Origin of the sequence: Erwinia billingiae Eb661, assembly GCF_000196615.1 — a bacterium.
GTDB classification, from domain to species: domain Bacteria; phylum Pseudomonadota; class Gammaproteobacteria; order Enterobacterales; family Enterobacteriaceae; genus Erwinia; species Erwinia billingiae.
Genome location: NC_014306.1, coordinates 4765305 through 4790185 on the forward strand (window position 1 = coordinate 4765305; position 24881 = coordinate 4790185).

Below are 24881 nucleotides of genomic sequence, written 5' to 3' on the forward strand. Positions count from 1 at the left end.
CAAAATTGCGAACGCCCTCTCATATCCCTCGTTAATACGGACTTCCGCCGCCGACATTCCCGGGTAAACTGAAGCACTCCACGGCTTTTTAGTGGCTCTTCAACGCACGCCTTCATCTGGAATAACATGCGCAATGGTGAGTCTGCCACCTCAGTCATCAGCCGTCACCGGCAGATCCTCTACACCTTCCTGACTGGCCTGCTGATGACGCTGCCGCTGTGGAGCGAAAAAGTTTATTACCGGGATGACTTCTTCCGCATTGTTAATGGCCAGGCCAATCTGTGGATCTCCAACGGCCGCCCGTTAACCTGGCTGATCAACGTTGCGCTGCGCTTTAATACCAGCGTCAACGATATCTCGCCGCTGCCGCTGCTGATGGGCCTGGCGATCCTCGCCGCCGCCAGCGTGATATACGCAGAAAAACTGGCGCTACCGCTGCGCGGTTACTGGCAGCTGTTGCCCGCCCAGTTTATGATCCTCAACCCTTTTCTCGCGCAGTCACTGCTCTATAGCTATGACTCGCTGACCATGATGCTGTCGCTGGCCATGGCGATGATGGCCAGTCTGCCGCTCAGATTCAGTCGCGCTATTCATATCCTGCTGACGGCGGGGCTGATGCTGTTGGTACTGACCACCTACCAGACCGGATTGAATGTCTATCTCGGCTGTTGCGCCATTATCACCTTCAGGCTGTGGGTTAACCGTGAGGCGATCTGGCCGTATATCGGCGAAAAAATGGCGGCCGGTCTGATCGCCGCCGTGCTGTATAAGGTGATTATCGTCGCCTGGCTGGTGACCGACCCTTACAGCCTGGCGCACAGCAAAATGATTCCGCCCGGACCCGCTGCCTTTGCCACCTTGTTGCAGAACGTCGACAGCTTCACCGCGATGGTGCTGAGCGCGTTTCCGGGGTATAAGGTGCTGCTGATTGCGATTCCGCTGCTGTTAGCCGCTTTGGGGTTGCTGATATTACTGGTCAGGACGGCAAGAGAGGCGGGCTCCGCCAGGCGGAAAATGTTCAACGGTCTGGCGATCGTTCTGCTGCCGTTTCTGGCGATCGCCGCCATTCCGGGGCTTTCATTGCTGCTGAGCGATCCGGTAATCAGTCCTCGCGTGCTGATTGCCTGGAGTTGCTTCAGCCTGTTTTGCTTCTGCGTCAATATTCTGGCCTTTCCAGCGATACGACGCTGGGTACAGGCTTTAACGCTGCTGCCGCTGCTTTACTGCCTGGTGTTGATGGTCTCGGCCTTTAACACCGTCGCCAACGATCAGCGCTACACCGCAAATCTGCTGCAACGAATGAAGATCGACCTGTCACATATCCCACCCCAGGACGTGAAGAATATTGCGTTTATCGGCCAGCCGGCCGATTCACCCGATATCATCATCAGCCTGCGTAACTTTCCGCTGATCAAGGCTATTCGCCTGCCGATGCTGATGGAGTCAGCGCCCTGGGAATATCAGGTGCTGGCCCTGCGGGAAAATATCGCCCAGCGGATAACGCCAACCCTGCCGGAGATGAAAACCGCGACGCCCGCCTATCTGTCACAGGACTGCGTCTACAAGCTGTTCCTGTACCAGCAAATCGCGGTGTTTGATTTCAGGGCCGGGCCCTGCCGCTGAGCGCCTGACACCTGGACGACGGCCAACAAAAAAGCCACTCCGCCGGATAACCGCGCGCCTTGATGGCGGCCGTACACCGGGAGTGGCTTTTACTGAACGCTGAAAACAAAAAACCCGCACAAGGCGGGTTTTTTTATCGCTGGTACCTGGCTGCTCGGGCTAATGCCGTCATCGCTGTCGCAAGTGTTAGCGAAGTATCAGCAATTACAGAGCAACTACGTTGCCAGCTGATGGACCTTTAGCACCGTTCTCGATAGTGAACTCTACTTTCTGGCCTTCATCTAAAGTTTTGAAATCGTTGCTCTGGATTGCAGAGAAATGTACGAATACATCTTTGCTGCCGTCTTCTGGAGAAATGAAGCCGAAGCCTTTGTCAGAGTTGAACCATTTTACTAAACCAGTCATTTTGTTAGACATAGATATTTCCTTTAATTTTTTGAGCCACTCAACGCGGCGAACTTGGCCTGAGTTTCAGATAATTACTTATGGGCGCACTTAGGAGGAGGCTCATGAGGAAGGGTATCTAGGGATAACACTTAAACTGAGGACTGCTTTACTAAAACTGCTTACATAAGGTCTGTGTTCCAAACCGATGACGCATACTACGCGCAGCACGACGCATTAAGCAAGCGTTAATTTTTTTGATGACTTTTTAACAAGTTGAGATCGTCCCCTTCTGCCGTTCCCCAACCGCGATAAGGAGACAGCAACCGGAGGCACCTTCACCTGCCTGACCGGTTGCTGTGAGCCGCTGGGCTTAGCCTGCGTTCTCTTCCACCACGACTTTTTTCGGCGCGGCGAAGTTATAAATCACTAACAGTCCGAAAATGCCGGTGATGATCATGGTGATGGTCCCTTTATCCATAAAGTGAGCCATGTTGCCCAGCAGGATCCCCACCACGCCGAAATCGGTGTCCGAGAAGGTGGTGTTGGTCAGGCCAATCTGTCCCAGTACCGGCAGCAACGCCACGGGCAGGAAGGTGATCAATATGCCGTGTGCAAACGCACCGCAGATCGCCCCACGCTTGCCGCCGGTCGCATTACCGAACACGCCCGCCGTTGCGCCACAGAAGAAGTGAGGCACAACACCCGGCAGAATCAATACCCAGTGCAGCTGACCGAGGATAAACAACCCCACCAGGCCACCGATGAAGCTGGAAATAAAGCCGACCAGCACCGCGTTAGGCGCATACGGGAAGACAATCGGGCAATCCAGCGCAGGACGGGCATTCGGCACCAGCTTTTCGGAGAAACCGGTAAAGGCAGGAACGATTTCGGCCAGGATCAGGCGCACGCCCTGCAGGATGATGAAGACACCGGCGGCAAAGGTAATCGCCTGAATAAAGGAGTAAACCAGGTAGTTCTGACCGTTACTGAAATTCGTTTCCACATACGCTTTACCGGCGGAAACCGACAGAATTAAGTAAATGATCATCATCGTCAGCGAGATAGAAATGGTGCTGTCACGCAAAAAACTGAGGTTTTTTGGCATGTTCATTTCTTCGGTAGATTTGGAACCTTTACCGACCAGCGAGCCAATCCAACCCGATAACACATAGCCAATGGTGCCGGTATGCGCCAGCGCGACGTGGTCACCGCCAATGATCTTACGCATATAAGGCTGAGCAATGGCCGGGAAGGTCGCCATCAGAATACCCAACGCCAGCGAACCGGTATAAATAAGCTGGATGCCTTCAAAACCCGCCACCGATAAAATAATCGCGATCATACAGGCCATATAGAAGGTGACATGGCCGGACAGATAGATGTATTTCAGACGGGTGAACCGGGCGACCACGATATTCGCCACCATGCCGAAGGCCATAATCATGGTGGTAGGGGCACCATATTTCGCCAGCGCAATGGAGACCATCGCTTCGTTATTGGGAATGATGCCCTGTACATCAAACGCCTGTTTAAAAATGTCGCCCAGTGGCGTCAGCGAGCCGACCAATACCGTCGCCCCGCCCGCCAGCACCAGGAAGCCCAGAATGGTTTTTACCGTGCCCTTAATCACATCAGGCAGCGGCTTCTTCTGCGCAACAAGGCCGAATAATGCCACCAGTCCAACCAGGATGGAGGGCACTTTCAGCACGTCGACGACGAACTGCAAAAGGTTTTGAGTAAACATTTTAACCTCGAGGGTAAGGTGTTTATCTGGTTATGAGCGTTATTATTTGCCGAAATACTCGCGTACTTTTTGCTCAATTTCCTTCAGGTCAATAATGTTATTAATGATAATGACCTTTTGTTCCGGAAGATTGGCGCTGTAGGCAATGTCTTTCGCCATAACAAACACATCGGCCACATCAGGCGTCACCGAGCCGAGATCGGAGTGTTCCACTTCCGCTTCAATTCCGAGGGTTTTAAGCACTTTCTTGATGTTCATTTCCATCATGAAGCTACTGCCCAAACCTGAACCACACACCGCCATAATTTTCATATCAAACCTCAATATCTGTTGGTCAAAAGGAGAGTGTTAACGGGCAGATGCATCGCCCAGTAAAATCGTCATCAGCTGTTCCTGGCTTGCGGCAGCAAACAGCCGATCCATAATCTCTTCATCGGACAGGACTTCCGCCAGCTGGGAAATCATCTCGATATGGCTGTTGCTGTCCGGCGCGGCAAACATGAAAATCGCGCTGACCGGATCGTTCTCTTCAGAGTCAAAGTTCACCGCATTGCCCAGCAGTACAATCGATAACCCCAGTTTTAAGGCGCCCTGCTCAGGACGCGCATGGGGCATGGCAATCCGCGGCGCGATAACGAAATACGGGCCGATCTGCTCTTTTTGTTGAATGATGGCATCAATGTAGTCTTGCGAAATGATCCCTTCACTGAGCAGCGGACGCCCGGCGATCAGCAGCGCGTCCTTCCAGTCAGCAACGCTTTCAACGTATTGAATTTTATTATTATCTAACCAATTTCCCAGGTGTGGCATAGTCTTCATCCTGCTGTTTACATGAGCGATCTGATTGACTTGTACAGTCAGATAATGTTCAGCCTCATTTTCCCTGCCCGTTTCCCATCCACAAATCTGACTTAAAAATGGGCAAACCAGCGGGAAAAATGATTTCAACATAAATCAATAAAATTGATTTATTACAGACAGTTAAAATCATGATCACGGCAGATAGTGCATTAACCGAAAAGCCATGACCTCTGTAAGGCGATCCCGTCTAGACATGTTTCAGGTGTCTAGTCATCTCAATAATGTACGTGGACGTGTACAGATACAACATGTAAAGTTTAAAACCAGCTGGACAGGCTGACCCTCAGTGTAAATTCGTTAAGTTGATCACATATCCATGTAACCAAAGTGATATTCAGCACGGAAAGTCAGGCAAATCGCGGCCGGACTGGGGAAATCTGTCTTTCACTCTCACGGGAAAAAATCGATGGTTGATGGCATTACAGAAAAACAGCGAGAGGTTGTTGATTACATCCTCAAAAAAATTAAGGACGATGGCCTTCTACCCGGAGAGAAGCTGGATACCGAAATTTCCATTGCCAAAAACATTGGCATTACCCGCGCGACGGTGCGCGAAGCAACGCGCATTCTGATTGAGCAACAGCGGATTTACCGGGTGAAAGGATCCGGGCTTTTTGTTGGATCTATCGGGATAAGTAACCAGTCGGGGCGATTTCACGCGCTGTCGCCGTTTGATTATCAGGCGCAAAAGCATGGTCACAAAGGCGTCAGAAAAATCATTTCGGTCAGCATCATGAAGGTGCCGTCGGCGGATATGGCGCAGGCGCTGCGCATCAAGAACAGCGATCAGGTGTATAAGATTTTACGTTTGATGTGCTTCGATGATATTCCGGTGGCGCTGGAACATATTCACCTGCCGGTAAACCTGTTTAGCAGCATGGAATTTAGCAAGCTGGAAATCTCGAAATATTCGTATATCGAGGAGCTTACCGGGAAGAAAGTCCAGCTCAGGGATCAAAACCTGACGGCGTTAAATTTAACCGACCCGGACATCATCGCGTTATTAAAGCTGACGGAAAACGATGCGGTTATTCAGATCAATGAAACCGTGTTTCTCGACGACGGCGTGCCCTGTGAAGTGAACATTGCCATCATCAACACCCGACTGTTCCCGCTGAAGCAGAATTCCCAACGGCCTTAACGGCCGTTATCGTCGCCTTGTTGCCAGCGCTTTCAAAGCGCGGCTGAGTGACGATCACAGCGCCTGCGCACACGCCCAGGCCGATGCCCACGCCCACTGGAAGTTATAGCCGCCCAGCCAGCCCGACACATCCACCACCTCACCGATAAAGTACAGGCCAGGCACATCCCGCGCTTCCATGGTTTTCGACGACAGCACGCTGGTATCGACGCCGCCAAGGGTCACTTCGGCGGTGCGGTAACCTTCAGTGCCGTTAGGCTGAATGCGCCAGTTGTGCAGCAGCGCGACCAGCTCAGCCTGCTGGCGGCTGTTAAGCTGCTTTAAGGTGCATTCCGGCACGTGGCCGAGCAGCTGCAGGCTGTCGACCAGCCGGCGCGGCAGTACTTTTGCCAGGGTGTTTTTCAGGCTTTGATTCGCATGGCCCTCGCGCTCTTCATTAATAAAGGTGCCGAGCTCGCGTTCCGGTGACAGGTTGATGGTGACAAACTCACCCGGCAACCAGTAGCTGGAGAGCTGTAACACTGCCGGTCCTGATAATCCCCGGTGGGTAAACAGCAACGCCTCTTTAAACACCGTGCCGTCTTCGGCAGTGACGGTCGCAGGAACCGCCACGCCGGACAGCGTCTGCAGCTGTTCCAGCAGCGGCTTATGCAAGGTGAACGGCACCAGCCCGGCGCGGGTCGGAAAGACTTTCAGGCCGAACTGCTCGGCAATCTTGTAGCCAAACGGCGACGCACCCAATCCCGGCATCGACAGCCCGCCGGTGGCGATCACCAGCTTATCTGCCTGCACCGTATCGCCATTCAGCTCCAACGTGTACGTCTCGTCGCGGGAAACGCTCAACACTTCGCTTCTTAGCCGCACCGTGACCTTCCCCGCTTCGCACTCTTTCAGCAGCAGGTCGACAACCTGTTGCGCTGACTCATCACAAAACAGCTGCCCCAGCGTCTTCTCATGCCAGGCAATGCCGTGGCGGTTGATCAGATCGATAAAATCCCACTGGGTATAGCGCGCCAGCGCCGATTTGCAGAAATGGGGGTTTTGCGACAGGTAGGCCGCCGGTTCGATAAACAGGTTGGTGAAGTTGCAGCGACCGCCGCCGGACATCAGGATCTTACGGCCGGCCTTTTTGCCGTTATCCAGCAGCAGCACCCGCTTGCCGCGTTGTCCCGCCTGTGCGGCACAAAACAAGCCAGCCGCACCGGCGCCAATAATGATAACGTCAAACTTTTCCACGACTCGCTCCGGGGCTGCTGAAAAAACGCTGATTGTAGTGATAAGGGGCCGCTGATACCAGAGTCACAAAACGCGCGTCCGGCAAAGATCGCAAAACAGGTTATTTTTTGCGCAGAGCAATGTTCTGAATTCATCTAATCGCCACATTAATGTCAAAAAAAGTCTATATTTCGCTTTCCCCGGCCGCGCTTTCTCGCTGATAATGCGCCGCGTTCATGTCCTCCAAAATGGCTTAACGCTTATGTTACATCTGTTTGCTGGTCTCGATTATCACACCGGTATCTTACTGGTGCTTGCGCTGCTTTTTGTGTTGTTCTACGAAGCGATCAATGGCTTCCACGATACGGCCAATGCAGTGGCTACCGTTATTTATACCCGCGCAATGCGATCGCAACTTGCGGTGGTGATGGCCGGGGTATTCAACTTCTTTGGCGTCATGCTGGGCGGACTGAGTGTGGCTTACGCCATCGTTCATTTGCTTCCCACTGACCTGTTGCTTAACGTTGGATCGGCGCATGGCCTTGCCATGGTCTTCTCCATGTTGCTGGCGGCAATTATCTGGAACCTCGGCACCTGGTACTTTGGTCTGCCGGCCTCCAGCTCCCATACCCTCATCGGGGCCATTATCGGCATTGGCCTGACCAACGCTCTGATTACCGGCACCTCGGTAGTGGACGCGCTGAACATCCCGAAAATGATCGGCATTTTTGCCTCACTGGTGATCTCACCGATTGTCGGCCTGGTGCTGGCCGGCGGCCTGGTTTTCCTGCTGCGTCGTTACTGGAGCGGGAACAAAAAACGTCTGCGCATTCATATGACCCCTGCCGATCGTGAAAAGATTGACGGTAAAAAGAAACCGCCATTCTGGACCCGGATCGCCCTGATTGTTTCCGCTATCGGCGTGAGCTACTCACACGGTGCGAACGATGGTCAGAAAGGCATTGGCCTGATTATGCTGGTGTTGATTGGCGTCGCCCCGGCCGGGTTCGTGGTCAATATGAACTCCTCTGGCTATGACATCACCCGTACCCGCGATGCGGTGAACCATCTGGAGCAGTACTATCAGCAGCATGCTGATTCGCTGACCCATATTATTCAGATGGCGCCACCGGCCGTTCCTACGCCGGAAGAAGTGCCAAGCGGCCCGCATGAGTTCCACTGTGATGCGGCCCGTGCGCTGCCGGCTATCGACCATGCCCAGAGCCTGTTGAATAACCTGCAGAGCTACGACAACCTCACCGTCGATCAGCGCGCGCAGCTTCGCCGTCTGCTGATGTGTATCTCCGATACCGCAGAGAAAGCCGCCAAGCTGCCTGGCGTCAGCAATGACGATCAGCGCTTCCTCGGCAAGCTGAAAAGCGACCTGTTGAACACCGTTGAGTACGCACCGATCTGGATTATCGTGGCGGTCGCGCTGGCGCTGTCGCTGGGTACCATGGTTGGCTGGCGCCGTGTGGCGACCACTATCGGTGAGAAGATCGGTAAAAAAGGCATGACCTATGCGCAGGGCATGTCCGCGCAGATGACTGCCGCGGTCTCCATCGGCGTGGCGAGCTACACCGGGATGCCGGTGTCGACCACCCATGTGCTCTCTTCTTCCGTCGCCGGTACCATGCTGGTTGATGGCGGAGGCGTACAGAGCCGCACCATCAAAAATATCCTGTTGGCATGGGTGTTAACCCTGCCAGTGTCGATAGTGTTGTCCGGTGGATTGTACTGGATTGCGTTGAGGTTCGTGGCGTAATCAGCAGCAGAAAAAACAAAAGGGCGGAGATTATCTCCGCCCTTTTTCGTTTCTGATGTCGGCGCGGCGTTAGTGCCAAATCGCCAGCCCGACCAGACTAATTACAATCAATCCGCATAAGGCGCTGGTCAGGATAAACTGGCCCCGAACCCGCTCGCAGCGGCGAATAAACTCATCATCATGATGGTCGCGATAACGCTGTGACCAGATATAACGCACCAGTCGAACCTGCTTGCTCGGCTGCCCGTGTGAGGTAAAAAATCCCGCGCCATCCACATATTGATACAGTAAAGGGTCACACCCACGTAGCACCACTAAAAGCGCGCGCAAAGAGGAAAAGTAGCGCGCCATATTCACCACACAAACCACACAAAGAGCCCAGAAAAGCGCGATGGTGCTGATCATGATCCCCTCCCGGCAAGGCATCTAAAGGACGTTATCCGCGGGGAATGCCGGACAAGCCCCACAATGATTCGCCAATCACCTCATTGAACCAGACAGAATTGAAGTTGTAACCGCTGAGCGACCGTCATTAGCGCATAACGGGTCGTTAATATCAGTGTAGGAGATTTGATTAAAATAATTCCAGCGATGTTTTGCCTGAGCAGCAGAAAGAGAGAAAAATTCATTTTGATCCCGCTCGCAAAGGGCGCGGCCTGCACGCCCGTCTGTTAACAATTCGGGCTATAATAAATGCGAAAACTATAAAGGTGCCGGGATGTTTGCTCATCTCAGGCGCGGTACTAAACCATCATGCATTAAACATTAGCAACGGATTTCAATGTGTTATGATGCAAAAAGACAACTTTGTCGGCGGATAACTCTCCGCAACGAATGAAAGGAGTATCGTTATGTCTTACAAACACATTCTGATTGCAGTCGACCTTTCCCCTGAAAGTAAGCTGCTGGTCGCCAAAGCGGTGTCCATGGCGCGTCCTTACGATGCCAAAGTGTCACTGATCCACGTCGATGTGAACTATTCCGACCTGTATACCGGGTTGATCGATGTAAATCTTGGCGATATGCAAAAACGTATCTCTGAAGAGACCCACACCGCCCTGACTGACCTCTCTAACAGCGCAGGCTACCCGATTTCCGAAACCCTGAGCGGCAGCGGCGATCTGGGCCAGGTACTGGTTGATGCCATCAAAAAATACGATGTGGATTTGGTGGTCTGTGGTCACCATCAGGACTTCTGGAGCAAGCTGATGTCCTCGGCGCGTCAGCTGATCAACACCGTCCATATCGATATGCTGATCGTGCCGCTGCGCGACGAAGAAGACGAATAGTCTGAAGCATAAGACAAAAGAAAGGGCGGAAAATATTCCGCCCTTTTTGTTTTCGCCAACCGGCGTTTATTCGCTGATTAGCGGCGGATAGATATCAAACCGGTGGCTTTTGGTCACCACCGCCGCCTGTGTTACCACGCCCGCCAGGGGCGGTGCGTAGTCAGGCCGCTTCACCACCACGCGCTTCTTCGCCAGACGCCGGGCCGGTTCCAGCAGGCCATCGGCATCGTCATCGGCACCCACCAGCGTCTGGAAAACCCGCATCTCTTTTTTGACCAGCGCGCTTTTCTGCTTGTGGGGGAACATCGGATCGAGATAAACCACATCCGGCTGTTCAACGATCTCAGCGAGTGCTTGCAGGCTCGACGCGTGGATCAAGGTCAGCCGTTCGCGCAGCCAGCCGCCGATTTCGGCACTTTCATAGCCACGCCGTAAACCGTCATCTAACAGCGCGGCCACCACCGGATGGCGCTCCAGCATCTGCACACGGCAGCCAATCGAAGCCAGCACAAAGGCATCGCGTCCCAGGCCGGCAGTGGCATCGACCACCGCAGGCAGATAACCGCTTTTGATGCCGACCGCTCTGGCCACCGCTTCGCCGCGACCACCGCCAAAACGCCGACGGTGCGCCATCGCGCCTTCTACGAAGTCGACAAAAATCCCGCCAAGCTTAGGCTCATCGAGCTTGCGCAGTTCGAGGTGCGTAGCGGTCATTACCAGCGCCATCGGCGCTGACGCATCGTGCTCCAGCTGCCAGCGATCGGCTAAAACAGATAAGGCGCCGTCTCCGGCGCCCGATTCATCCACTAAACAAATCTTCACGTTAACGCTATTCCTGAATACCGTAATGAGCCAGCATCGCATCCAGCTGCGGCTCACGCCCACGGAAGCGTTTGAACAGCTCCATTGGCTCTTCAGACCCGCCACGGGTCAGAATGTTATCGAGGAATGACTGGCCGGTTTTACGATTGAAAATACCTTCTTCTTCAAAGCGCGAGTAGGCATCGGCAGCCAGCACGTCGGCCCACAGATAGCTGTAGTAACCCGCCGCATAGCCACCGGCAAAGATATGGCTGAAGGCATGCGGGAAGCGGCCCCAGGCTGGACTTGGGATCACCGCCACCAGCTGCTTAATCTCTTTCAGCATCTCCAGGATCTGCGCGCCTTTGGCCGGGTCGAACTCGGCATGCAGGCGGAAGTCGAACAGGCCGAACTCCAGCTGACGCAGGATAAACAGCGCCGCCTGGTAGTTTTTCGCCGCCAGCATTTTCTCCAGCAGTTCCTGCGGCAGTGGCTCGCCGGATTCATAATGGCCGGAGATAAAGGCCAGCGCTTCCGGCTCCCAGCACCAGTTTTCCATAAACTGGCTTGGCAGCTCGACGGCATCCCATGGCACACCGCTGATGCCAGACACGCCCGGCGTTTCGATACGGGTCAGCATATGGTGCAGGCCATGACCAAACTCATGGAACAGCGTGGTCACCTCATCATGGGTAAACAGGGCAGGCTTACCCTTCAGCGGACGGTTGAAGTTACAGGTCAGGTAGGCGACCGGTTTTTGCAGCGAGCCGTCGGCAAGGCGCATCTGGCCGACGCAGTCATCCATCCACGCCCCGCCGCGTTTATGTTCACGCGCATAGAGATCCAGATAGAAGCTGCCGCGCAGCTCGCCGGTTTCGTCGAACAGGTCGAAGAAGCGCACGTCAGGATGATAAACATCGACGTCTTTACGCTCTTTGGCAGTGATGCCGTAAATGCGTTTCACCACCTCGAACAGGCCGTTAACCGCACGCTCTTCCGGGAAGTAAGGACGCAGCTGTTCGTCGCTGATAGAAAACAGGTGTTGCTTCTGCTTCTCACCGAAGTAGGTCAGATCCCACGGGTTCAGGTCAGAAACGCCGTGCTCTTTCAGCGCGAAGGCGCGCAGCTGTTCGATTTCACGCTCGGCCTGCGGACGGGCACGTTTTGCCAGACCGGTCAGGAAGTCGGTCACCTGCGCCGGGTTTTCGGCCATTTTGGTGGCCAGCGATTTGTCGGCGTAGGAGTCAAAGCCCAGCAATTGGGCCAGTTCGTGGCGCAGCGCCAGCTCTTCAGCCATCACCTCGCTGTTGTCCCACTTGCCGGCATTCGGGCCCTGATCGGAGGCACGGGTGGAGAAGGCGCGGTACATCTCTTCGCGCAGCGCCTGATTGTCGCAGTAGGTCATCACCGGCAGATAGCTCGGGATATCCAGCGTTAACAGCCAGCCTTCCTGCTCTTTGGCTTCAGCCTGCGCTTTGGCCGCGCCCAGTGCGCTTTCCGGCAGACCGGCAAGCTCGCTTTCATCGGTGACAAGCTTGCTCCAGCCCATGGTGGCATCAAGCACGTTGTTGCTGTATTTCGAGCCCAGCTCGGACAGGCGCGCGGCGATTTCGCCATAACGCTTCTGCTTCTCTTTCGACAGGCCAATACCGGACAGCTCAAAATCACGCAGCGCGTTATCCACGGCTTTTTTCTGCGGGGCGGTTAATCCGGCGTAACTGGTCTCTTTCAGATTGCGGTAAGCCTGATACAGGCCTTCGTGCTGGCCCACCCAGGTGCTGTATTCGGACAGCAGCGGCAGCGTTTGCTCATAGGCTTCGCGCAGTTCCGGGCTGTTTTTCACCGAATTCAGGTGGCTGACCGGCGAAAACAGACGGCTTAAATGGTCATCAACTTCAGCCAGTGGCTGAACCAGGTTATCCCAGGTGTAAGGCGCGCCCTGGGCAACCGCTTTCTCCACCGCCGCACGGCTCTCGGCCAGTGCCTGAGTGACAGCAGGGACCACGTGTTCGGGTTTGATGGCGGAGAAAGGAGGAAGCGTAAAAGAGGAGAGTAACGGATTGGTCATTGCGCAGTCCTTATAGTCAAACATGTTTGAGGCGCGTTTAAGCGCGCGATTAGGTTAACATGAGGCTAAGTGTAGCGAAATTCAATGGCCTGATTGAGAAAACCCGGCTGTTGATCCTGGTCATTTTCACCGGTAAATCCTGACCTTTTCACCACGATTCCAGTTGCCTGCCCCGACGGCCAGCCGCATACTTTCGCCGTTTTCCGGTTAACACGATTTCTACACGGAGTGTTGTTATGTGGTACGTCTTTGCGGCCTCGTTACTTTTTCTGCCTTTTTACCGCCGCGCCTCGTACGGGCTGCTGGCGCTCGCGCTGATAATGGCGGCCGTGGATGGCACGCTTCACTGGCCGGCGATCGCCGCCTTAGTGGTGCTCGGCGCGGTGGCGATGGGCCATCGGCAAATCAAAAAACCTGCCGCCGTTACGGTGGTGACTGAAGCGGTACTGGTGCTGGGCTCGGTGGCGCTGATGCTGCATCTGATCCCCGGATTCTCTAACCCGCAGATTGTCAGCGAGGTGAAAGCCGGGCCAGAAAGCGCGCCTTTCAGCTTCTATTACAACCTCGATAAGGCGTTGATCCCCTTCCTGCTGCTCGCCTGTCTGCCCACGCTGCTTAAGCGTCCGGCGGCAGGACCGAAGAACACGCTGTGGTGGCTGGTGCTGATGCTGTCATTGCCGCTGCTGCTGCTGATTGCCACTCTGGCCGGCGGCCTACGCGTCGAGCGGCACCTGCCCGAGTGGCTGGGTGCCTTTATGCTGGCGAACCTGTTCTTTGTCTCGTTTGCGGAGGAAGCGCTGTTTCGTGGCTACCTGCAACAACGGCTGAGCCAGAAGCTGGGCAACGTCTGGGGATTACTGATTGCCGCCGCGGTGTTTGGCCTGGCGCATATCGCCGGCGGCCCGCTGCTGGTAATTTTCGCCAGCCTGGCGGGGATAGTCTACGGCCTGGCGTGGCTGTGGAGCGGCAGAGTGTGGGTCGCCACGCTGGTGCACTTCAGCTTTAATCTGCTGCACCTGCTGTTCTTTACCTATCCGCTGTGGCAACGCCTGCCAGGATAACAGAGCATTTTAAGCGCAGGACAGTTATACTGACGCCAATATGTGCCGCCCAGCGGCGGCACGCTCCTCATTCCCCACCGGACAGATCCCACGACATGCTGAGTTATCGCCACAGTTTTCATGCCGGCAATCACGCCGACGTTCTCAAACACACCGTTCAGAGCCTGATTATCACTGCGCTTAATGAGAAGGATAAACCCTACCTCTATCTGGACACCCACGCCGGTGCCGGGCGCTATCAGCTGAGCGGCGAGCACGCCGAGCGCACGGGTGAATATCTGGAAGGCATCGCCCGCATCTGGCAACAGGACGATCTGCCGGAAGAGCTGGAGAGCTATATCTCCTGCGTGCAGGCACTGAACAAGAACGGCAAGCTGCGCTTTTATCCGGGTTCTCCGCTGATCGCCCGTCATCTGCTGCGTCCTTTCGACAAGCTGAACATGACCGAGCTGCACCCAAGCGATTACCCGATGCTGCGCAACGAATTCCAGAAAGATGACCGTGCCCGCACCGAACGTGCAGACGGTTTCCAGCAGCTGAAATCCAAGCTTCCGCCTCTGTCACGCCGAGGTCTGGTGCTGATCGATCCGCCTTACGAAATGAAAACCGATTATCAGGCGGTGGTTCAGGGTCTGGTGGAAGGGTATAAGCGTTTTGGTACCGGCGTGTTCGCGCTGTGGTATCCGGTGGTGCTGCGTCAGCAGATCAAACGTATCACCAAAGAGCTGGAAGCATCCGGCATTCGCCGCATTCTGCAGATCGAGCTGGGCGTGCGCCCGGACAGCGACCGCTTTGGCATGACCGCGTCCGGGATGATTGTGATCAACCCACCGTGGAAGCTGGAGCAGCAGATGAACAACGTGCTGCCGTGGCTGCTGAAGCACCTGGTGCCTTCTGGCACCGGCCACACCAAAGTCAGCTGGATCGTACCGGAATAAGTGACCACCCGTGGGACGCCGCCGCGCGTCCCACCGCATCAGCCCTGCCTTTCGAACCGCCGCTCAGAGCCGGAATAGCGAGAAATCATGCGCCATCTCGGTATTTGGAAATATCGCCCGACACTCCGCCAGTAACCTTTCCGCATCCTCTCGCAGATAACGCGAACTGAGGTGGGTGACGATCAGCTTTTTCGCGCCCGCGTTTTTTGCCGCCGTGGCCGCCTGCACCGTTGAAGAGTGTCCCCGACTGTTGGCTTTTTCTTCCAGCGCCACTTCCAGCGTGGCTTCATGCACCATCACATCGGCATTCGCCGCCAGTTCGGCGGCTGCGGGCGTCGGGCTGGTATCGCCGAAAATCGCCAGCGTCAGGCCTTTGGTTGCCGGGCCAAGATAGTCTTTGCCCCTGACCACCCGACCGTCGTCCATGGTCACGGTTTTGCCCAATTTGAGCTGCTGGAACAGCACGCCGGGCTTGATGCCGTCGGCCAGCAGCCGTTGCGCATCCAGCGCGCCCGGCTTGTCATGCTCTTCAATACGGAAGCCGTAACACTCAACCGGATGGGTCAGCGGCCAGGCGGTGACGCGGAAATGCTCGTCGCTAAAAAGCTCGCCGGCGGCGATCTCGACAATCTCCAGCGGGAAGGTCAGCCAGGAGCCGCTAAGGCTGAGGGTGGTGTCGATAAAGGCCTTGATGCCTTTTGGGCCGTAAAGGGTCAGGGTGTCGCTGATGCCATTCATCGAGCGGCTGGTCAGCAGCCCCGGCAGACCAAAGATATGGTCGCCGTGCAGATGGGTGATAAAAATTTTCTCGATTTTCCCGGTCTTCACCTGGGAGCGCATCATCTGATGCTGGGTGCCTTCGCCGCAGTCAAACAGCCAGCAACCGCTGCGCGTCCCCTGCAAATTCAAGGCGATACTGGTGACATTCCGCTGGCGGCTGGGCGTGCCCGCGCCGGTCCCTAAAAATAGCAGTTCCATCCGGCCTCTCTCTGCCTGTTAGTATGCGAAAACAGTGAGCCATCTCGCAGTAATTGTCGATTATCGCTGATTTCCGCCCCGCTGCCCTATCACAATCATAGACGCAAACTTTGCGGCATTTAACCGAGTGGCGTTACACTACTGCCAATTCATTTCACTGACTTATGGAATCACCGATGACCAGACATTATGACTACCTTGCTATTGGCGGCGGCAGCGGCGGTATCGCCTCTATTAACCGTGCCGCGATGTACGGACAGAAATGCGCGCTGATCGAAGCGAAAGAACTCGGCGGTACCTGCGTAAACGTCGGGTGTGTCCCGAAGAAAGTGATGTGGCACGCGGCGCAGATTGCCGAAGCGATCCATTTGTATGGCCCGGATTACGGCTTCGATACCACCGTTAACAGCTTTAACTGGGCGACGCTGGTCAAAAACCGCAGCGCTTATATCGACCGTATTCACACCTCGTACGACAACGTGCTGGGTAAAAATAACGTCGACGTGATCAAAGGCTACGCGCGCTTTATCGATGCGCACACCGTGGAAGTGAACGGCGAAAAAATTACTGCCGACAACATCCTGATCGCCACCGGCGGCCGTCCAACCCATCCGTCGATTCCGGGTGCGGAATACGGTATCGACTCTGACGGCTTCTTCGAGCTGGATGCCCTGCCAAAACGCACTGCCGTGGTCGGTGCCGGCTACATCGCGGTCGAAATCGCCGGAGTGGTGAACGCGCTGGGTTCCGAAACCCACCTGTTTGTGCGTAAACACGCGCCGCTGCGCAGCTTCGATCCGTTGATCGTCGATACGCTGGTTGAAGTGATGAATGCTGAAGGCCCGGCGCTGCACACCGAATCCGTGCCGAAAGCGGTGATCAAAAATGCCGACGGCAGCCTGACGCTCCAGTTGGAAAATGGCCAGGAGCAGACCGTTGACTGTCTGGTATGGGCCATCGGTCGTGAGCCAATGACCGACAACCTGAACCTGGACGTCACGGGCGTGAAGCTGAACGAAAAAGGGTACATCAGCGTCGATAAGTACCAGAACACCAGCGTGTCTGGCATTTATGCGGTCGGTGATAACACCGGTGCGGTTGAACTGACGCCGGTGGCGGTTGCCGCAGGTCGTCGTCTGTCAGAGCGCCTGTTTAACAACAAGCCTGAAGAGCATCTGGATTACAGCAACGTGCCAACCGTGGTATTCAGCCACCCGCCAATCGGCACCGTGGGCCTGAGCGAGCCGGAAGCGCGTGAGAAGTACGGCGACGATGAAGTGAAAGTGTATAAGTCGGCGTTCACCGCCATGTACACCGCCGTGACGCAGCACCGCCAGCCGTGCCGCATGAAGCTGGTTTGCGTCGGTAAAGACGAGAAGATCGTCGGCATCCACGGTATTGGCTACGGTATGGATGAGATGCTGCAAGGCTTCGCGGTCGCGCTGAAAATGGGGGCCACCAAGAAAGACTTCGACAACACCGTGGCAATCCACCCGACCGGTTCGGAAGAGTTTGTCACCATGCGTTAAGTCCTGCTTCAGGATCAAAAAAGCCAGCATATGCTGGCTTTTTTTATGGGCGGAGTGTCGGCGGAATTACCCCTTTTCGTTCGCCCCGGAGAGGCTCTGCAATACGGACAGCTGCGCGACAGCGTCCTGCATCGCATCCATACCGGCGGTCAGGCTGCGCAGGCTACCGAGGTGCTGGGCGATGCTTTCACGCTGGTGCGCGGTTTGATGGCTCATGGCAGCAATCGAATCCGCCGCGGCGATGCTGCGGGCCGCCATCTCGCTGGAGGTTTCCACCGTTTCGCTGGCAACGGTACGGATGCGGAAGATGGTATCCACCGCCTGACCAATATTGCCGGCCGTCGAATCGGCCTGCTCTTTCGACGAGTGTGCCAGCCGACGAACTTCTCCGGCCACCACCGCAAATCCCCGTCCGGCCTCCCCGGCACGCGCCGCTTCAACCGCCGCATTCAGCGACAGCAAATTGGTCTGGAAGGCGATATTGCTGATGCCGCTGGTGATCTCATTGATGCCGTTAGAGATTTTCTCCAGATCATCCAGCCCCTGGCCCAAACGCAGCTGAGCCTGCTGGCTTTTCTGCGCGATATCGCCAATCGAGCGGATACTGTTTTCTGCCATCCCCAGCGTCTCATTCTGCGTTTGCGTGGCGGCTTCCAGCATCGGCAAGGCTTCCATCAGCGGTGCCAGCTCCTGCTGATAGGCGATCACCCGCTTCAGCACCCGCGACTGAATGCTGTTCAACGCTTCCCAACGACGCAGCGCGCGTTGTGCATAGTGCCCGGCATACCCGGCGTACTGCACCGGGAACTGGCTCATCGCCTTCACGTCCTTGTTGAAAAACACCAGCGCAGAGAGCGTCTGGTTAATCGGCACGCCGAGGATTTCGCCAAAGCTGGAGAAGCCGGCGGCCGGCAGCCCCTTAAAGAAATGGGCGTTATGCAGCTGCCCTTCATTGCCGACCCGGCGCAGGATGCAGTCATTCATCAGAATGGCCGCCGGCCTGCCGCGGTTGGCGATAAAGGTTTGCCAGTCCTGACGCGTGGTCTGTTTAAAATCTTTCTCTTCCAGCAGATACAGGCGATCGCCAAATTCCAGGTCGCAGAAAAACTGAATGCTGTCGGCCTCAATTTTGGCGATGGAGCGAATGAAATACTCCTCACCGACCTTCACGCCAAAGGTCAGCCCTTTCAGCTTTTCGGTCAGCTGCGGCACGTTGCAGCCCAGCCAGCTGGCCAGCGCGTCAGTAAACCTCACCTGCTGGCCCTGCTGATCGAATACCGAACTGACCGTGCGGGCAATCGGATCGGCCTCGGCGATCAGCCAGCTTTTGTCTTTTGGGACAAAGTTCTGACTTTTGAACGGCGCAAAGGATTTGCCGGCGGCCATCTGGCAGAAAATGATGACCGCTTTGCCCTGCAAAATTTTGCCACCTACGCCGATCCAGGTGCCATCAAACTCAATCTTACCGCCAGCCGAGCCGCCGATCGCCAGGCACGGAAAGCGGCCGCAGTTGTACCAGGCCTGCATCAGGAAGCCTTCCGAGGCGGACAGGCCATCGCAGTAAATCATCGCGAAGGTGCGGTCGGATGAGAGTGGCATCCGCACCGCCAGCCTGCTGAGCTCCTGCTGGATGGCGTTGATACGGTCGGCGGCGGTGTGGGTGTCATTGACATGTAAATCAACGATATGGGTTTCATGACGCGCAATCAGGCTGTCCGGCAGCAACAGCCAGCTTCCCTGCTGACCGGCGCCTTCGCAATAGGTGGTCTCTTTGCCGCTGCTGCTCAGTGCGCCATTGGACGAGAGGGTAATCACCGTCAAATCGGCGGAGCTAAAGCGCTGCCAGCTCTGGCTCACCGGCTGAAAGTCGGCATACGGCGGCACAAAGGTCATGAGAATGCCGGCACTTTTTTCACTGAGTCCGGCCTGCGAAAGCGAAGCAGGCAGGCTGCGGCAGTCAAAGGTCCCGTTTGCGGGCTGGTGTTTATTTCGAAACAGCAAAGACGACAGGCGCTGTTTAATCGCCATTAATGGAAACATGGTTTTACCTATACTTTTCAAATGCTTGATTAATTATGGATGGTGAAGCAAAAAGTCTGACGACCAAAGGAGGGCTAAAGGCATGTTCCATACGCGAGAAGAACTCAGAAGTGAGAGAAAACGCGGCTTGTGTTTACTGCCTCTCACGTCATAAACGTTATCGCCCGATTGCGGGAAAACTTTAGCGGTGGCGGGTTACGACGGGGTTTTTTACCGGCAGATGACGCGGCGTGGGGTGATTAAGCGTGGGTGCGGCAGAACATTGCACCGTCACGGTGCAGTTTACTTACGGGCGTCCAGCCAGATGGCGTAGGCTTCATCCCAAATCGCCGCCGGGGAACCGGCTTTACCGAGGCCAAAACCGTGTCCGCCACGGGTGATATTAATCTGCTCAACCGGCACGCCCATGCGGCGGCAGACGTTGTGCATGATCACCGTGTTGTGCGGATTAGAGATCGGATCGTCTTCCGCCTGCGCCAGGAAGGTCGGCGGGTAGTTGCGGGTGACGTAATTTTCCACCGACCAGTTCGCCTCTTCATTCGCGGAGGCATTGTTACCGACCAGCTGCTTGTGCGTGGTGGTGTGGGTATACGGCGGCTCCAGAGTGATCACCGGATAAATCAGCCCGACGCTGTCCACTACCGGGACCACATTATCCAGCGCATCCTGCGGCTCGTAGGTGACGAAATCAGGACGGGCGGCCGCCATACCAAACAGGTGGCCACCGGCCGAGAAGCCGAGCAGATGCACCTTACGTTCCATCGAGCGCACCAGACGAATGGCGCGCTGGGCGTCCTGCAACGGGGCGAGGCTGCCTGCGTGCCACTTCTCACGCGGCAGGCGATAGCTAAGGACATAGGCGGTATAGCCACGCGCATTCAGCCAGCGCGCCACGGGCCAGGCTTCACCACCCATGCCGATCCAGCGATAGCCGCCACCCGCGGCAATCAATACGGCCGATCCGTTCGGGTTTTCTGGCTGGAAGCGTTGGATCGCCGGGCTGACGATATTCGACCACGAGCCGTTGGCAGAAACATGCAGGTTTCCGCTGGGTCCGCCGCCGCCGGGCGGTTCGTCCTGCCACAGAGGAATAATATCTTCTCTGGCAAACAGTTTTCCGGTGGTCATCGCAAGCAACGTGGCGCCGGTTCCTAATATCAACCGACGACGACTAATCATCTGGCATTTCCGTCCTCAGTTATCAACAGGCGATCCCAGGCCATGGGAAGATACCTGATATCATGCAATGCAAATGCCAGAAGTTATTCGCAGAATAACCGCATTTCAGTGCGATATCAGGGAATGTCGGCGACCGTGATGTTTTTATATCGGCAGGGTATCCGGGCTCTTCACCGCTTTTTATGCGATTTGCCCCTGTGGATGCAAGCAAAACAGCGCGATAAGGTGAAAAAAGCGGGAAAACTGCCCGGAACGCCGGGCAGATGAGGCTTAGTGGCTACTGAGCTTCTCTTTCCGCGACAGGCTGTCCAGATAGCCCATCACAAACGCCGAGAGGACGAAGGTCAGGTGGATCACCACATACCACAGCAGTTTATTGTCCGGAATATTTTTGGCATCCATAAACACCCGCAGCAGGTGAATGGAAGAGATGGCGACAATCGACGCGGCCACTTTGTTTTTCAGCGAGCCGGAATCCATTTTACCCAACCAGCTGAGCTTCTCTTTGTGGTCGGCGATATCCAGTTTTGAGACGAAGTTTTCGTAACCGGAGAGCATCACCATCACCAGCAGACCGCCGACCAGCGTCAGGTCGATCATCGACAGCAGCACTAACACCAGGTCGTTTTCTGCCATCGCCAATACATTCGGCAACAGGTGAAAAACCTCCTGGAAAAATTTTATCGCAAGTGCCAGCAGACCCAGCGACAGCCCGATATAAATCGGCGCCAGCAGCCAGCGTGAGGCATAAATGAGGTTTTCAGCGAAACGTTCCATAGCATCCCGTAAGCAAATTAACACGGGGGTCAGTATACCCGAGGAAATGTTAAATTTTGCATAGCGCCGGCTTATCGCAGCGATATTTAACGGATTTTACGCGAACAGAGGGCGTTTTACTTTGGCTGGCTGGAAAAGCTGATGTCGCCCACCGCGCCCAGGGTCTCAACCGGCCGCAGCACCCGTTGCACCTGACGGGCATAGCCTACCAGTCCCTGAGTGAGATCCTGGGTAGCAGCACTTCCGCTAAAGCAGCTGCCCGGATCGCAGTGAACAGTGATAACACTGACCGGCGCTTGCGGGCCCAGGGTCAGGGCAAAAGCAGGACCACTCATCGCCAGGGCGATAAGCAATAACAGGGTCTTTTTCATCTTTTTTAGCTTACAGGAGGTGTAGGGTTAAAGGTGTTGCCTGGCTACGCTGACTCAGTGCATTTCACGATGCTGGTTGCGATAGTCTCTTGGCGTGATATTAAAATGCTTTTTGAACACCCGCTGGAAACACTGCTGGGAAGAAAATCCCAGATCCATCGAGATGGTCATAATGGTCTTGTGGGAACTGATCAGGCTTTTGGCCGCTTCGTCCAGTCGACGGCAGCGGATAAAGGTGCCTAAAGTCATGCCCTGTTGCTCTTTAAATGCACGTTGCAGGTGCCATTTTGAATAGCCCGAACGGGCGGCTACGGCTTCAATATTCAGACCATCATCCAGATGCTCTTCAATCCAGTCGATGATAATTTCTACGATTTCGCCTTTCACTTGCTCTCTCCCGGGACGCACAGCCTGCACAAGGCCGCCGCCATTTGCGCGATGGAATTATTATATGTTTATGTTTTTGTTATACTTTGAGGCGATATGCAAAAAATAATGCAACATATCAAATATTGGTGGTGTGGATGTTATAAAGAAGTTTAAAATAGTTCAAATAGATAATTTGAATCTTCATTTATAGATAGCATCTATAAGGCCGCATTATGATGGATCTCAATCTTGTCCGTGTGTTTATCGCCATTTACGAAACACGCAGCGTCAGCGGTGCGGCAGACCGGCTGTTCATTACCCAACCCTCTGCCAGTTATGCGTTATCGCGTCTGAGAAATGAAACCAACGACGAGCTGTTTAAACGCAGCCGGGCCGGCATGGAGCCCACTCCGATCGCTTTGCAGCTGTATAAGGTGTTCAAAAAGTCCCTGACCGGCATTGAAAAGGCGGTCGCGGATACGCGAAACTTTGTGCCCGCCACCTCGCGACAAAAATTCCGCCTCGCCCTGTCTGACCTCGGCGAACTGTTGCTGCTTCCCGGACTGGTGGCCTCATTGCGGGTGGAGGCGCCGCACATTCAGCTGGAAGTGGTGGCGATAGAATCCCTCAGGCTGAATGACTGGCTGTTGACCGGCAAGGTGGATGCCGCCATCTGCAACCGCAATGAAACCATCTCTTCCGCACAGCGCGAACTGCTGCTGTATGAACGCTATGTTTGCCTGCTGAACGAACAGCATCCCCGCATTGGCAGCACGCTGTCGTTTGATGAATATATGCGGGAACAGCATGTGATTGTGGCCGCCAGCAGCGGGCACCATATCGTGGAAGACCGACTCAAAGAGTTTGGGCTGGAGCGCGACATTGCGCTGGAAGTGCCGCGCTTCTCCGCGCTGGGCGAACTGATTTCCTCCAGCGAACTGCTGGTCACCCTGCCGTCCGCTGCCGCCAAAATTTATCAGCGCAGGGGCAATGGCCGCCTGCTGGAGCTGCCGTTCCAGGTGGCGGATCAGGAAGTCTTTGTCTATGCGCATACCGAAATCGGCGATATCTCCGCCAAGACCTGGTTCTATAATTTCCTGAAAGATATCGCGCCCGGCTTAATGGATCACTGACGCGGCCGTAGAAGCTTCTGCCGCTCAATTCCTCGACAGAGAGCACATTCCTGCAAAGCCTTTTTGGCCGAGCGGCATTCAGTGGCGGGAATGTGAAGCGCTTCAAGCGCCCTTGTGACTCTTGCTGAATTTCCCCGTTTTATTCCCGCGTTATTGCAACAAAAGCCCAATGACCGTTACCTGACGGCGCTCCTATATTTGAAAGAAAGGCCCACAAGGTAATCTGTTATGACCGCAAAAAACGGCTCGCATGTCCGCATCTGGATATTAATGTTGATCTTATTTCTGTCGGTAATTGCCTACGCTGACCGATCTATTCTGTCGATCGCCGGCGGCGCAATTAAGGATGAATTTGGCCTGTCGCCGATTCAGCTGGGATTTGTGCTGTCCGCGTTCAGTTGGGCCTATGTGATTGGGCAAATTCCCGGCGGTTTATTTCTCGACCGCTTTGGCACCAAAAAAGTCTATGGCATTACCCTGGTGCTGTGGTCAATATCGACGCTGGCGATGGGCTTTATTGGCGAGTTTTCTCAGGGCGTTACCAGCGCGCTCATTATTATGTTCAGCCTGCGTTTTGCGCTGGGATTAATTGAAGCCCCCAGCTTTCCCGCCAACGCCCGCGTGGCCATTATGTGGTTTCCAAAATCGGAACGCGGCCGGGCCTCTTCGCTGTTTGCCTCATCACAGTATTTCGCGGTGGCGATCTTCTCCCCGTTGTCCGGCTGGCTGGTGTCTGAATTTGGCTGGCCGTGGCCGTTCTTTGTGCTGGGCTTGATTGGCATTTGCGCCTTCTTTGCCTGGCTGTGGTATATGAAGGAACCGCGTCAGCATCCGCACGTTTCCCGCCAGGAGTTGGACTATATTATCGACGGCGGCGGGCTGATCGATATTGACTCCACTGCCGTCAGGAAAGATAAAAATCGCCTGTCGCGTGCCACCTTCCGCAAACTGCTGACCAACCGCATGCTGTGGTGCGCCTACATCGGCCAGTACTGCACCATTGCCCTCAGCTACTTCTTTATCACCTGGTTCCCCATTTATCTGGTGCAGGCACGCGGAATGGATATTCTGCACGCCGGGTTTGCCACCATCGCACCGGCGCTGTTCGGCTTTGCCGGCGGTATTTCTGGCGGCATCATTTCCGATTACCTGATCCGCACCGGCTGGTCAGTCTCCTGGGCGCGCAAGACGCCGTATATTGTCGGCATGCTGATGGCCGCCACGCTGATTGCGGCGGCGGTTGCCAACAGTAACTTCTGGGTTATCGCCATTATGTCCTTCGCCTTCTATGGCAAAGGGGTGGCGGCCGGGGCAGGTACCTGGGCGATTATCAGCGATACCGCGCCTAAAGAAGCTGTGGGTCTGGCTGGGGCGATCTTTAACTGCGTGGGCAATATTGCCGGTATCGTCACCCCGATTATTTTTGGCTACCTGGTGGCCATCACCGGCAGCTACAGCCTGGGACTGGTGTTTGTTGGCGCACATTGCCTGGTGGCGGCGTTCTGCTTCCTGTTTATCATGGGGCCAGTGGTGCGCGTCGGCGGCGAAGAGCCTGAGGATGTCGATTACACGCTGACCCACGGCGTTCGCTAACCTGCCCGCTTCCGTCACC

At 55.3% G+C, this 24881-nt stretch carries 23 protein-coding genes; 9 read left to right on the forward strand and 14 right to left on the reverse strand.

The genetic code is table 11. From position 1 onward, the window contains the following. The first annotated feature begins 126 nt into the window (after window positions 1–126). Window positions 127–1623 (forward strand): glucosyltransferase domain-containing protein, encoded by a 1497-nt coding sequence (locus EBC_RS23165; protein ID WP_013204301.1) that lies wholly within the window; start codon window positions 127–129, stop codon window positions 1621–1623. A gap of 204 nt (window positions 1624–1827) precedes the next feature. Here the strand turns inward: EBC_RS23165 and cspE are convergent, their stop codons facing one another. From cspE to EBC_RS23185, 4 genes are all read right to left on the reverse strand, one after another. After that, entirely contained in the window at window positions 1828–2040 is a 213-nt protein-coding gene (gene cspE / locus EBC_RS23170; protein WP_013204302.1) for a transcription antiterminator/RNA stability regulator CspE, read from the reverse strand. A 340-nt stretch (window positions 2041–2380) separates the two neighbouring features. After that, window positions 2381–3754: a PTS ascorbate transporter subunit IIC gene (locus EBC_RS23175; RefSeq protein WP_013204303.1), complete on the reverse strand. Its 1374-nt coding sequence runs from the start codon at window positions 3752–3754 to the stop codon at window positions 2381–2383. A gap of 42 nt (window positions 3755–3796) precedes the next feature. Continuing rightward, window positions 3797–4066: a PTS sugar transporter subunit IIB gene (locus tag EBC_RS23180; protein WP_013204304.1), complete on the reverse strand. Its 270-nt coding sequence runs from the start codon at window positions 4064–4066 to the stop codon at window positions 3797–3799. Window positions 4067–4102: 36 nt separating this feature from the next. Beyond that, window positions 4103–4564 (reverse strand): PTS sugar transporter subunit IIA, encoded by a 462-nt coding sequence (locus EBC_RS23185; RefSeq protein ID WP_013204305.1) that lies wholly within the window; start codon window positions 4562–4564, stop codon window positions 4103–4105. A 457-nt stretch (window positions 4565–5021) separates the two neighbouring features. On the opposite strand from EBC_RS23185, the gene EBC_RS23190 reads away from it, so the two are divergent. Then, window positions 5022–5756 (forward strand): GntR family transcriptional regulator, encoded by a 735-nt coding sequence (locus tag EBC_RS23190; protein ID WP_013204307.1) that lies wholly within the window; start codon window positions 5022–5024, stop codon window positions 5754–5756. A gap of 54 nt (window positions 5757–5810) precedes the next feature. Here EBC_RS23190 and EBC_RS23195 read toward each other — a convergent pair whose 3' ends face one another. Continuing rightward, a complete protein-coding gene (locus tag EBC_RS23195; protein ID WP_013204308.1) occupies window positions 5811–6992 on the reverse strand; it encodes a BaiN/RdsA family NAD(P)/FAD-dependent oxidoreductase in 1182 nt (393 codons plus the stop codon). Between the two features lie 241 nt (window positions 6993–7233). Between EBC_RS23195 and pitA the strand changes: the two genes are divergently transcribed. Beyond that, window positions 7234–8736: an inorganic phosphate transporter PitA gene (gene pitA / locus EBC_RS23200; protein WP_013204309.1), complete on the forward strand. Its 1503-nt coding sequence runs from the start codon at window positions 7234–7236 to the stop codon at window positions 8734–8736. 69 nt (window positions 8737–8805) lie between these two features. On the opposite strand, the gene uspB is transcribed toward pitA, so the two are convergent. Continuing rightward, window positions 8806–9141, reverse strand: coding sequence for a universal stress protein UspB (gene uspB / locus EBC_RS23205; protein ID WP_013204310.1), 336 nt, complete (start codon window positions 9139–9141; stop codon window positions 8806–8808). Between the two features lie 446 nt (window positions 9142–9587). Between uspB and uspA the strand changes: the two genes are divergently transcribed. Next, window positions 9588–10025, forward strand: a complete 438-nt coding sequence (uspA, locus tag EBC_RS23210) for a universal stress protein UspA (RefSeq protein ID WP_013204311.1) — start codon at window positions 9588–9590, stop codon at window positions 10023–10025. 66 nt (window positions 10026–10091) lie between these two features. Here uspA and rsmJ read toward each other — a convergent pair whose 3' ends face one another. Both rsmJ and prlC read right to left on the reverse strand, forming a co-directional pair. Beyond that, window positions 10092–10847, reverse strand: a complete 756-nt coding sequence (gene rsmJ / locus EBC_RS23215; protein ID WP_013204312.1) for a 16S rRNA (guanine(1516)-N(2))-methyltransferase RsmJ — start codon at window positions 10845–10847, stop codon at window positions 10092–10094. 7 nt (window positions 10848–10854) lie between these two features. After that, window positions 10855–12894 carry an oligopeptidase A gene (gene prlC, locus EBC_RS23220; protein ID WP_013204313.1) on the reverse strand — a complete coding sequence of 680 codons (2040 nt, stop codon included), beginning with the start codon at window positions 12892–12894 and terminating at the stop codon, window positions 10855–10857. Window positions 12895–13130: 236 nt separating this feature from the next. Between prlC and EBC_RS23225 the strand changes: the two genes are divergently transcribed. Beyond that, a complete protein-coding gene (locus tag EBC_RS23225; RefSeq protein WP_013204314.1) occupies window positions 13131–13955 on the forward strand; it encodes a CPBP family intramembrane glutamic endopeptidase in 825 nt (274 codons plus the stop codon). Window positions 13956–14050: 95 nt separating this feature from the next. After that, entirely contained in the window at window positions 14051–14893 is an 843-nt protein-coding gene (locus EBC_RS23230; RefSeq protein WP_013204315.1) for a 23S rRNA (adenine(2030)-N(6))-methyltransferase RlmJ, read from the forward strand. Window positions 14894–14956: 63 nt separating this feature from the next. Here EBC_RS23230 and rnz read toward each other — a convergent pair whose 3' ends face one another. Beyond that, the gene (gene rnz, locus EBC_RS23235) at window positions 14957–15871 is read right to left on the reverse strand and encodes a ribonuclease Z (RefSeq protein ID WP_013204316.1); all 915 of its coding nucleotides are present in this window, start codon (window positions 15869–15871) and stop codon (window positions 14957–14959) included. A gap of 176 nt (window positions 15872–16047) precedes the next feature. On the opposite strand from rnz, the gene gorA reads away from it, so the two are divergent. Continuing rightward, entirely contained in the window at window positions 16048–17400 is a 1353-nt protein-coding gene (gene gorA, locus EBC_RS23240; RefSeq protein ID WP_013204317.1) for a glutathione-disulfide reductase, read from the forward strand. Window positions 17401–17466: 66 nt separating this feature from the next. Here the strand turns inward: gorA and EBC_RS23245 are convergent, their stop codons facing one another. From EBC_RS23245 to EBC_RS23265, 5 genes are all read right to left on the reverse strand, one after another. Beyond that, complete coding sequence (locus EBC_RS23245) at window positions 17467–19428, reverse strand: methyl-accepting chemotaxis protein (protein ID WP_407919942.1); 1962 nt, start codon at window positions 19426–19428, stop codon at window positions 17467–17469. 294 nt (window positions 19429–19722) lie between these two features. After that, window positions 19723–20619, reverse strand: coding sequence for an alpha/beta hydrolase (locus EBC_RS23250; protein ID WP_013204320.1), 897 nt, complete (start codon window positions 20617–20619; stop codon window positions 19723–19725). A gap of 270 nt (window positions 20620–20889) precedes the next feature. Beyond that, window positions 20890–21396, reverse strand: coding sequence for a TIGR00645 family protein (locus tag EBC_RS23255; protein WP_041692152.1), 507 nt, complete (start codon window positions 21394–21396; stop codon window positions 20890–20892). A gap of 116 nt (window positions 21397–21512) precedes the next feature. Beyond that, window positions 21513–21767, reverse strand: a complete 255-nt coding sequence (locus EBC_RS23260) for a hypothetical protein (RefSeq protein ID WP_013204323.1) — start codon at window positions 21765–21767, stop codon at window positions 21513–21515. A gap of 54 nt (window positions 21768–21821) precedes the next feature. After that, window positions 21822–22154 (reverse strand): helix-turn-helix domain-containing protein, encoded by a 333-nt coding sequence (locus EBC_RS23265; RefSeq protein WP_013204324.1) that lies wholly within the window; start codon window positions 22152–22154, stop codon window positions 21822–21824. A 215-nt stretch (window positions 22155–22369) separates the two neighbouring features. Between EBC_RS23265 and EBC_RS23270 the strand changes: the two genes are divergently transcribed. Further along, entirely contained in the window at window positions 22370–23269 is a 900-nt protein-coding gene (locus EBC_RS23270; RefSeq protein ID WP_013204325.1) for a LysR family transcriptional regulator, read from the forward strand. A gap of 228 nt (window positions 23270–23497) precedes the next feature. Next, window positions 23498–24862, forward strand: a complete 1365-nt coding sequence (locus EBC_RS23275) for an MFS transporter (RefSeq protein ID WP_013204326.1) — start codon at window positions 23498–23500, stop codon at window positions 24860–24862. The last annotated feature ends 19 nt before the right edge of the window (window positions 24863–24881 follow it).

What these genes read in the sequence shown, in the direction of transcription:
- EBC_RS23165 (WP_013204301.1), top strand. Translation starts at nt 127, where the DNA reads ATGCGCAATGGTGAGTCTGCCACCTCAGTCATCAGCCGTCACCGGCAG.
- cspE (WP_013204302.1), bottom strand. Translation starts at nt 2,040, where the DNA reads ATGTCTAACAAAATGACTGGTTTAGTAAAATGGTTCAACTCTGACAAA.
- EBC_RS23175 (WP_013204303.1), bottom strand. Translation starts at nt 3,754, where the DNA reads ATGTTTACTCAAAACCTTTTGCAGTTCGTCGTCGACGTGCTGAAAGTG.
- EBC_RS23180 (WP_013204304.1), bottom strand. Translation starts at nt 4,066, where the DNA reads ATGAAAATTATGGCGGTGTGTGGTTCAGGTTTGGGCAGTAGCTTCATG.
- EBC_RS23185 (WP_013204305.1), bottom strand. Translation starts at nt 4,564, where the DNA reads ATGCCACACCTGGGAAATTGGTTAGATAATAATAAAATTCAATACGTT.
- EBC_RS23190 (WP_013204307.1), top strand. Translation starts at nt 5,022, where the DNA reads ATGGTTGATGGCATTACAGAAAAACAGCGAGAGGTTGTTGATTACATC.
- pitA (WP_013204309.1), top strand. Translation starts at nt 7,234, where the DNA reads ATGTTACATCTGTTTGCTGGTCTCGATTATCACACCGGTATCTTACTG.
- uspB (WP_013204310.1), bottom strand. Translation starts at nt 9,141, where the DNA reads ATGATCAGCACCATCGCGCTTTTCTGGGCTCTTTGTGTGGTTTGTGTG.
- uspA (WP_013204311.1), top strand. Translation starts at nt 9,588, where the DNA reads ATGTCTTACAAACACATTCTGATTGCAGTCGACCTTTCCCCTGAAAGT.
- prlC (WP_013204313.1), bottom strand. Translation starts at nt 12,894, where the DNA reads ATGACCAATCCGTTACTCTCCTCTTTTACGCTTCCTCCTTTCTCCGCC.
- EBC_RS23225 (WP_013204314.1), top strand. Translation starts at nt 13,131, where the DNA reads ATGTGGTACGTCTTTGCGGCCTCGTTACTTTTTCTGCCTTTTTACCGC.
- EBC_RS23230 (WP_013204315.1), top strand. Translation starts at nt 14,051, where the DNA reads ATGCTGAGTTATCGCCACAGTTTTCATGCCGGCAATCACGCCGACGTT.
- rnz (WP_013204316.1), bottom strand. Translation starts at nt 15,871, where the DNA reads ATGGAACTGCTATTTTTAGGGACCGGCGCGGGCACGCCCAGCCGCCAG.
- gorA (WP_013204317.1), top strand. Translation starts at nt 16,048, where the DNA reads ATGACCAGACATTATGACTACCTTGCTATTGGCGGCGGCAGCGGCGGT.
- EBC_RS23245 (WP_407919942.1), bottom strand. Translation starts at nt 19,428, where the DNA reads ATGGCGATTAAACAGCGCCTGTCGTCTTTGCTGTTTCGAAATAAACAC.
- EBC_RS23250 (WP_013204320.1), bottom strand. Translation starts at nt 20,619, where the DNA reads ATGATTAGTCGTCGTCGGTTGATATTAGGAACCGGCGCCACGTTGCTT.
- EBC_RS23255 (WP_041692152.1), bottom strand. Translation starts at nt 21,396, where the DNA reads ATGGAACGTTTCGCTGAAAACCTCATTTATGCCTCACGCTGGCTGCTG.
- EBC_RS23260 (WP_013204323.1), bottom strand. Translation starts at nt 21,767, where the DNA reads ATGAAAAAGACCCTGTTATTGCTTATCGCCCTGGCGATGAGTGGTCCT.
- EBC_RS23270 (WP_013204325.1), top strand. Translation starts at nt 22,370, where the DNA reads ATGATGGATCTCAATCTTGTCCGTGTGTTTATCGCCATTTACGAAACA.
- EBC_RS23275 (WP_013204326.1), top strand. Translation starts at nt 23,498, where the DNA reads ATGACCGCAAAAAACGGCTCGCATGTCCGCATCTGGATATTAATGTTG.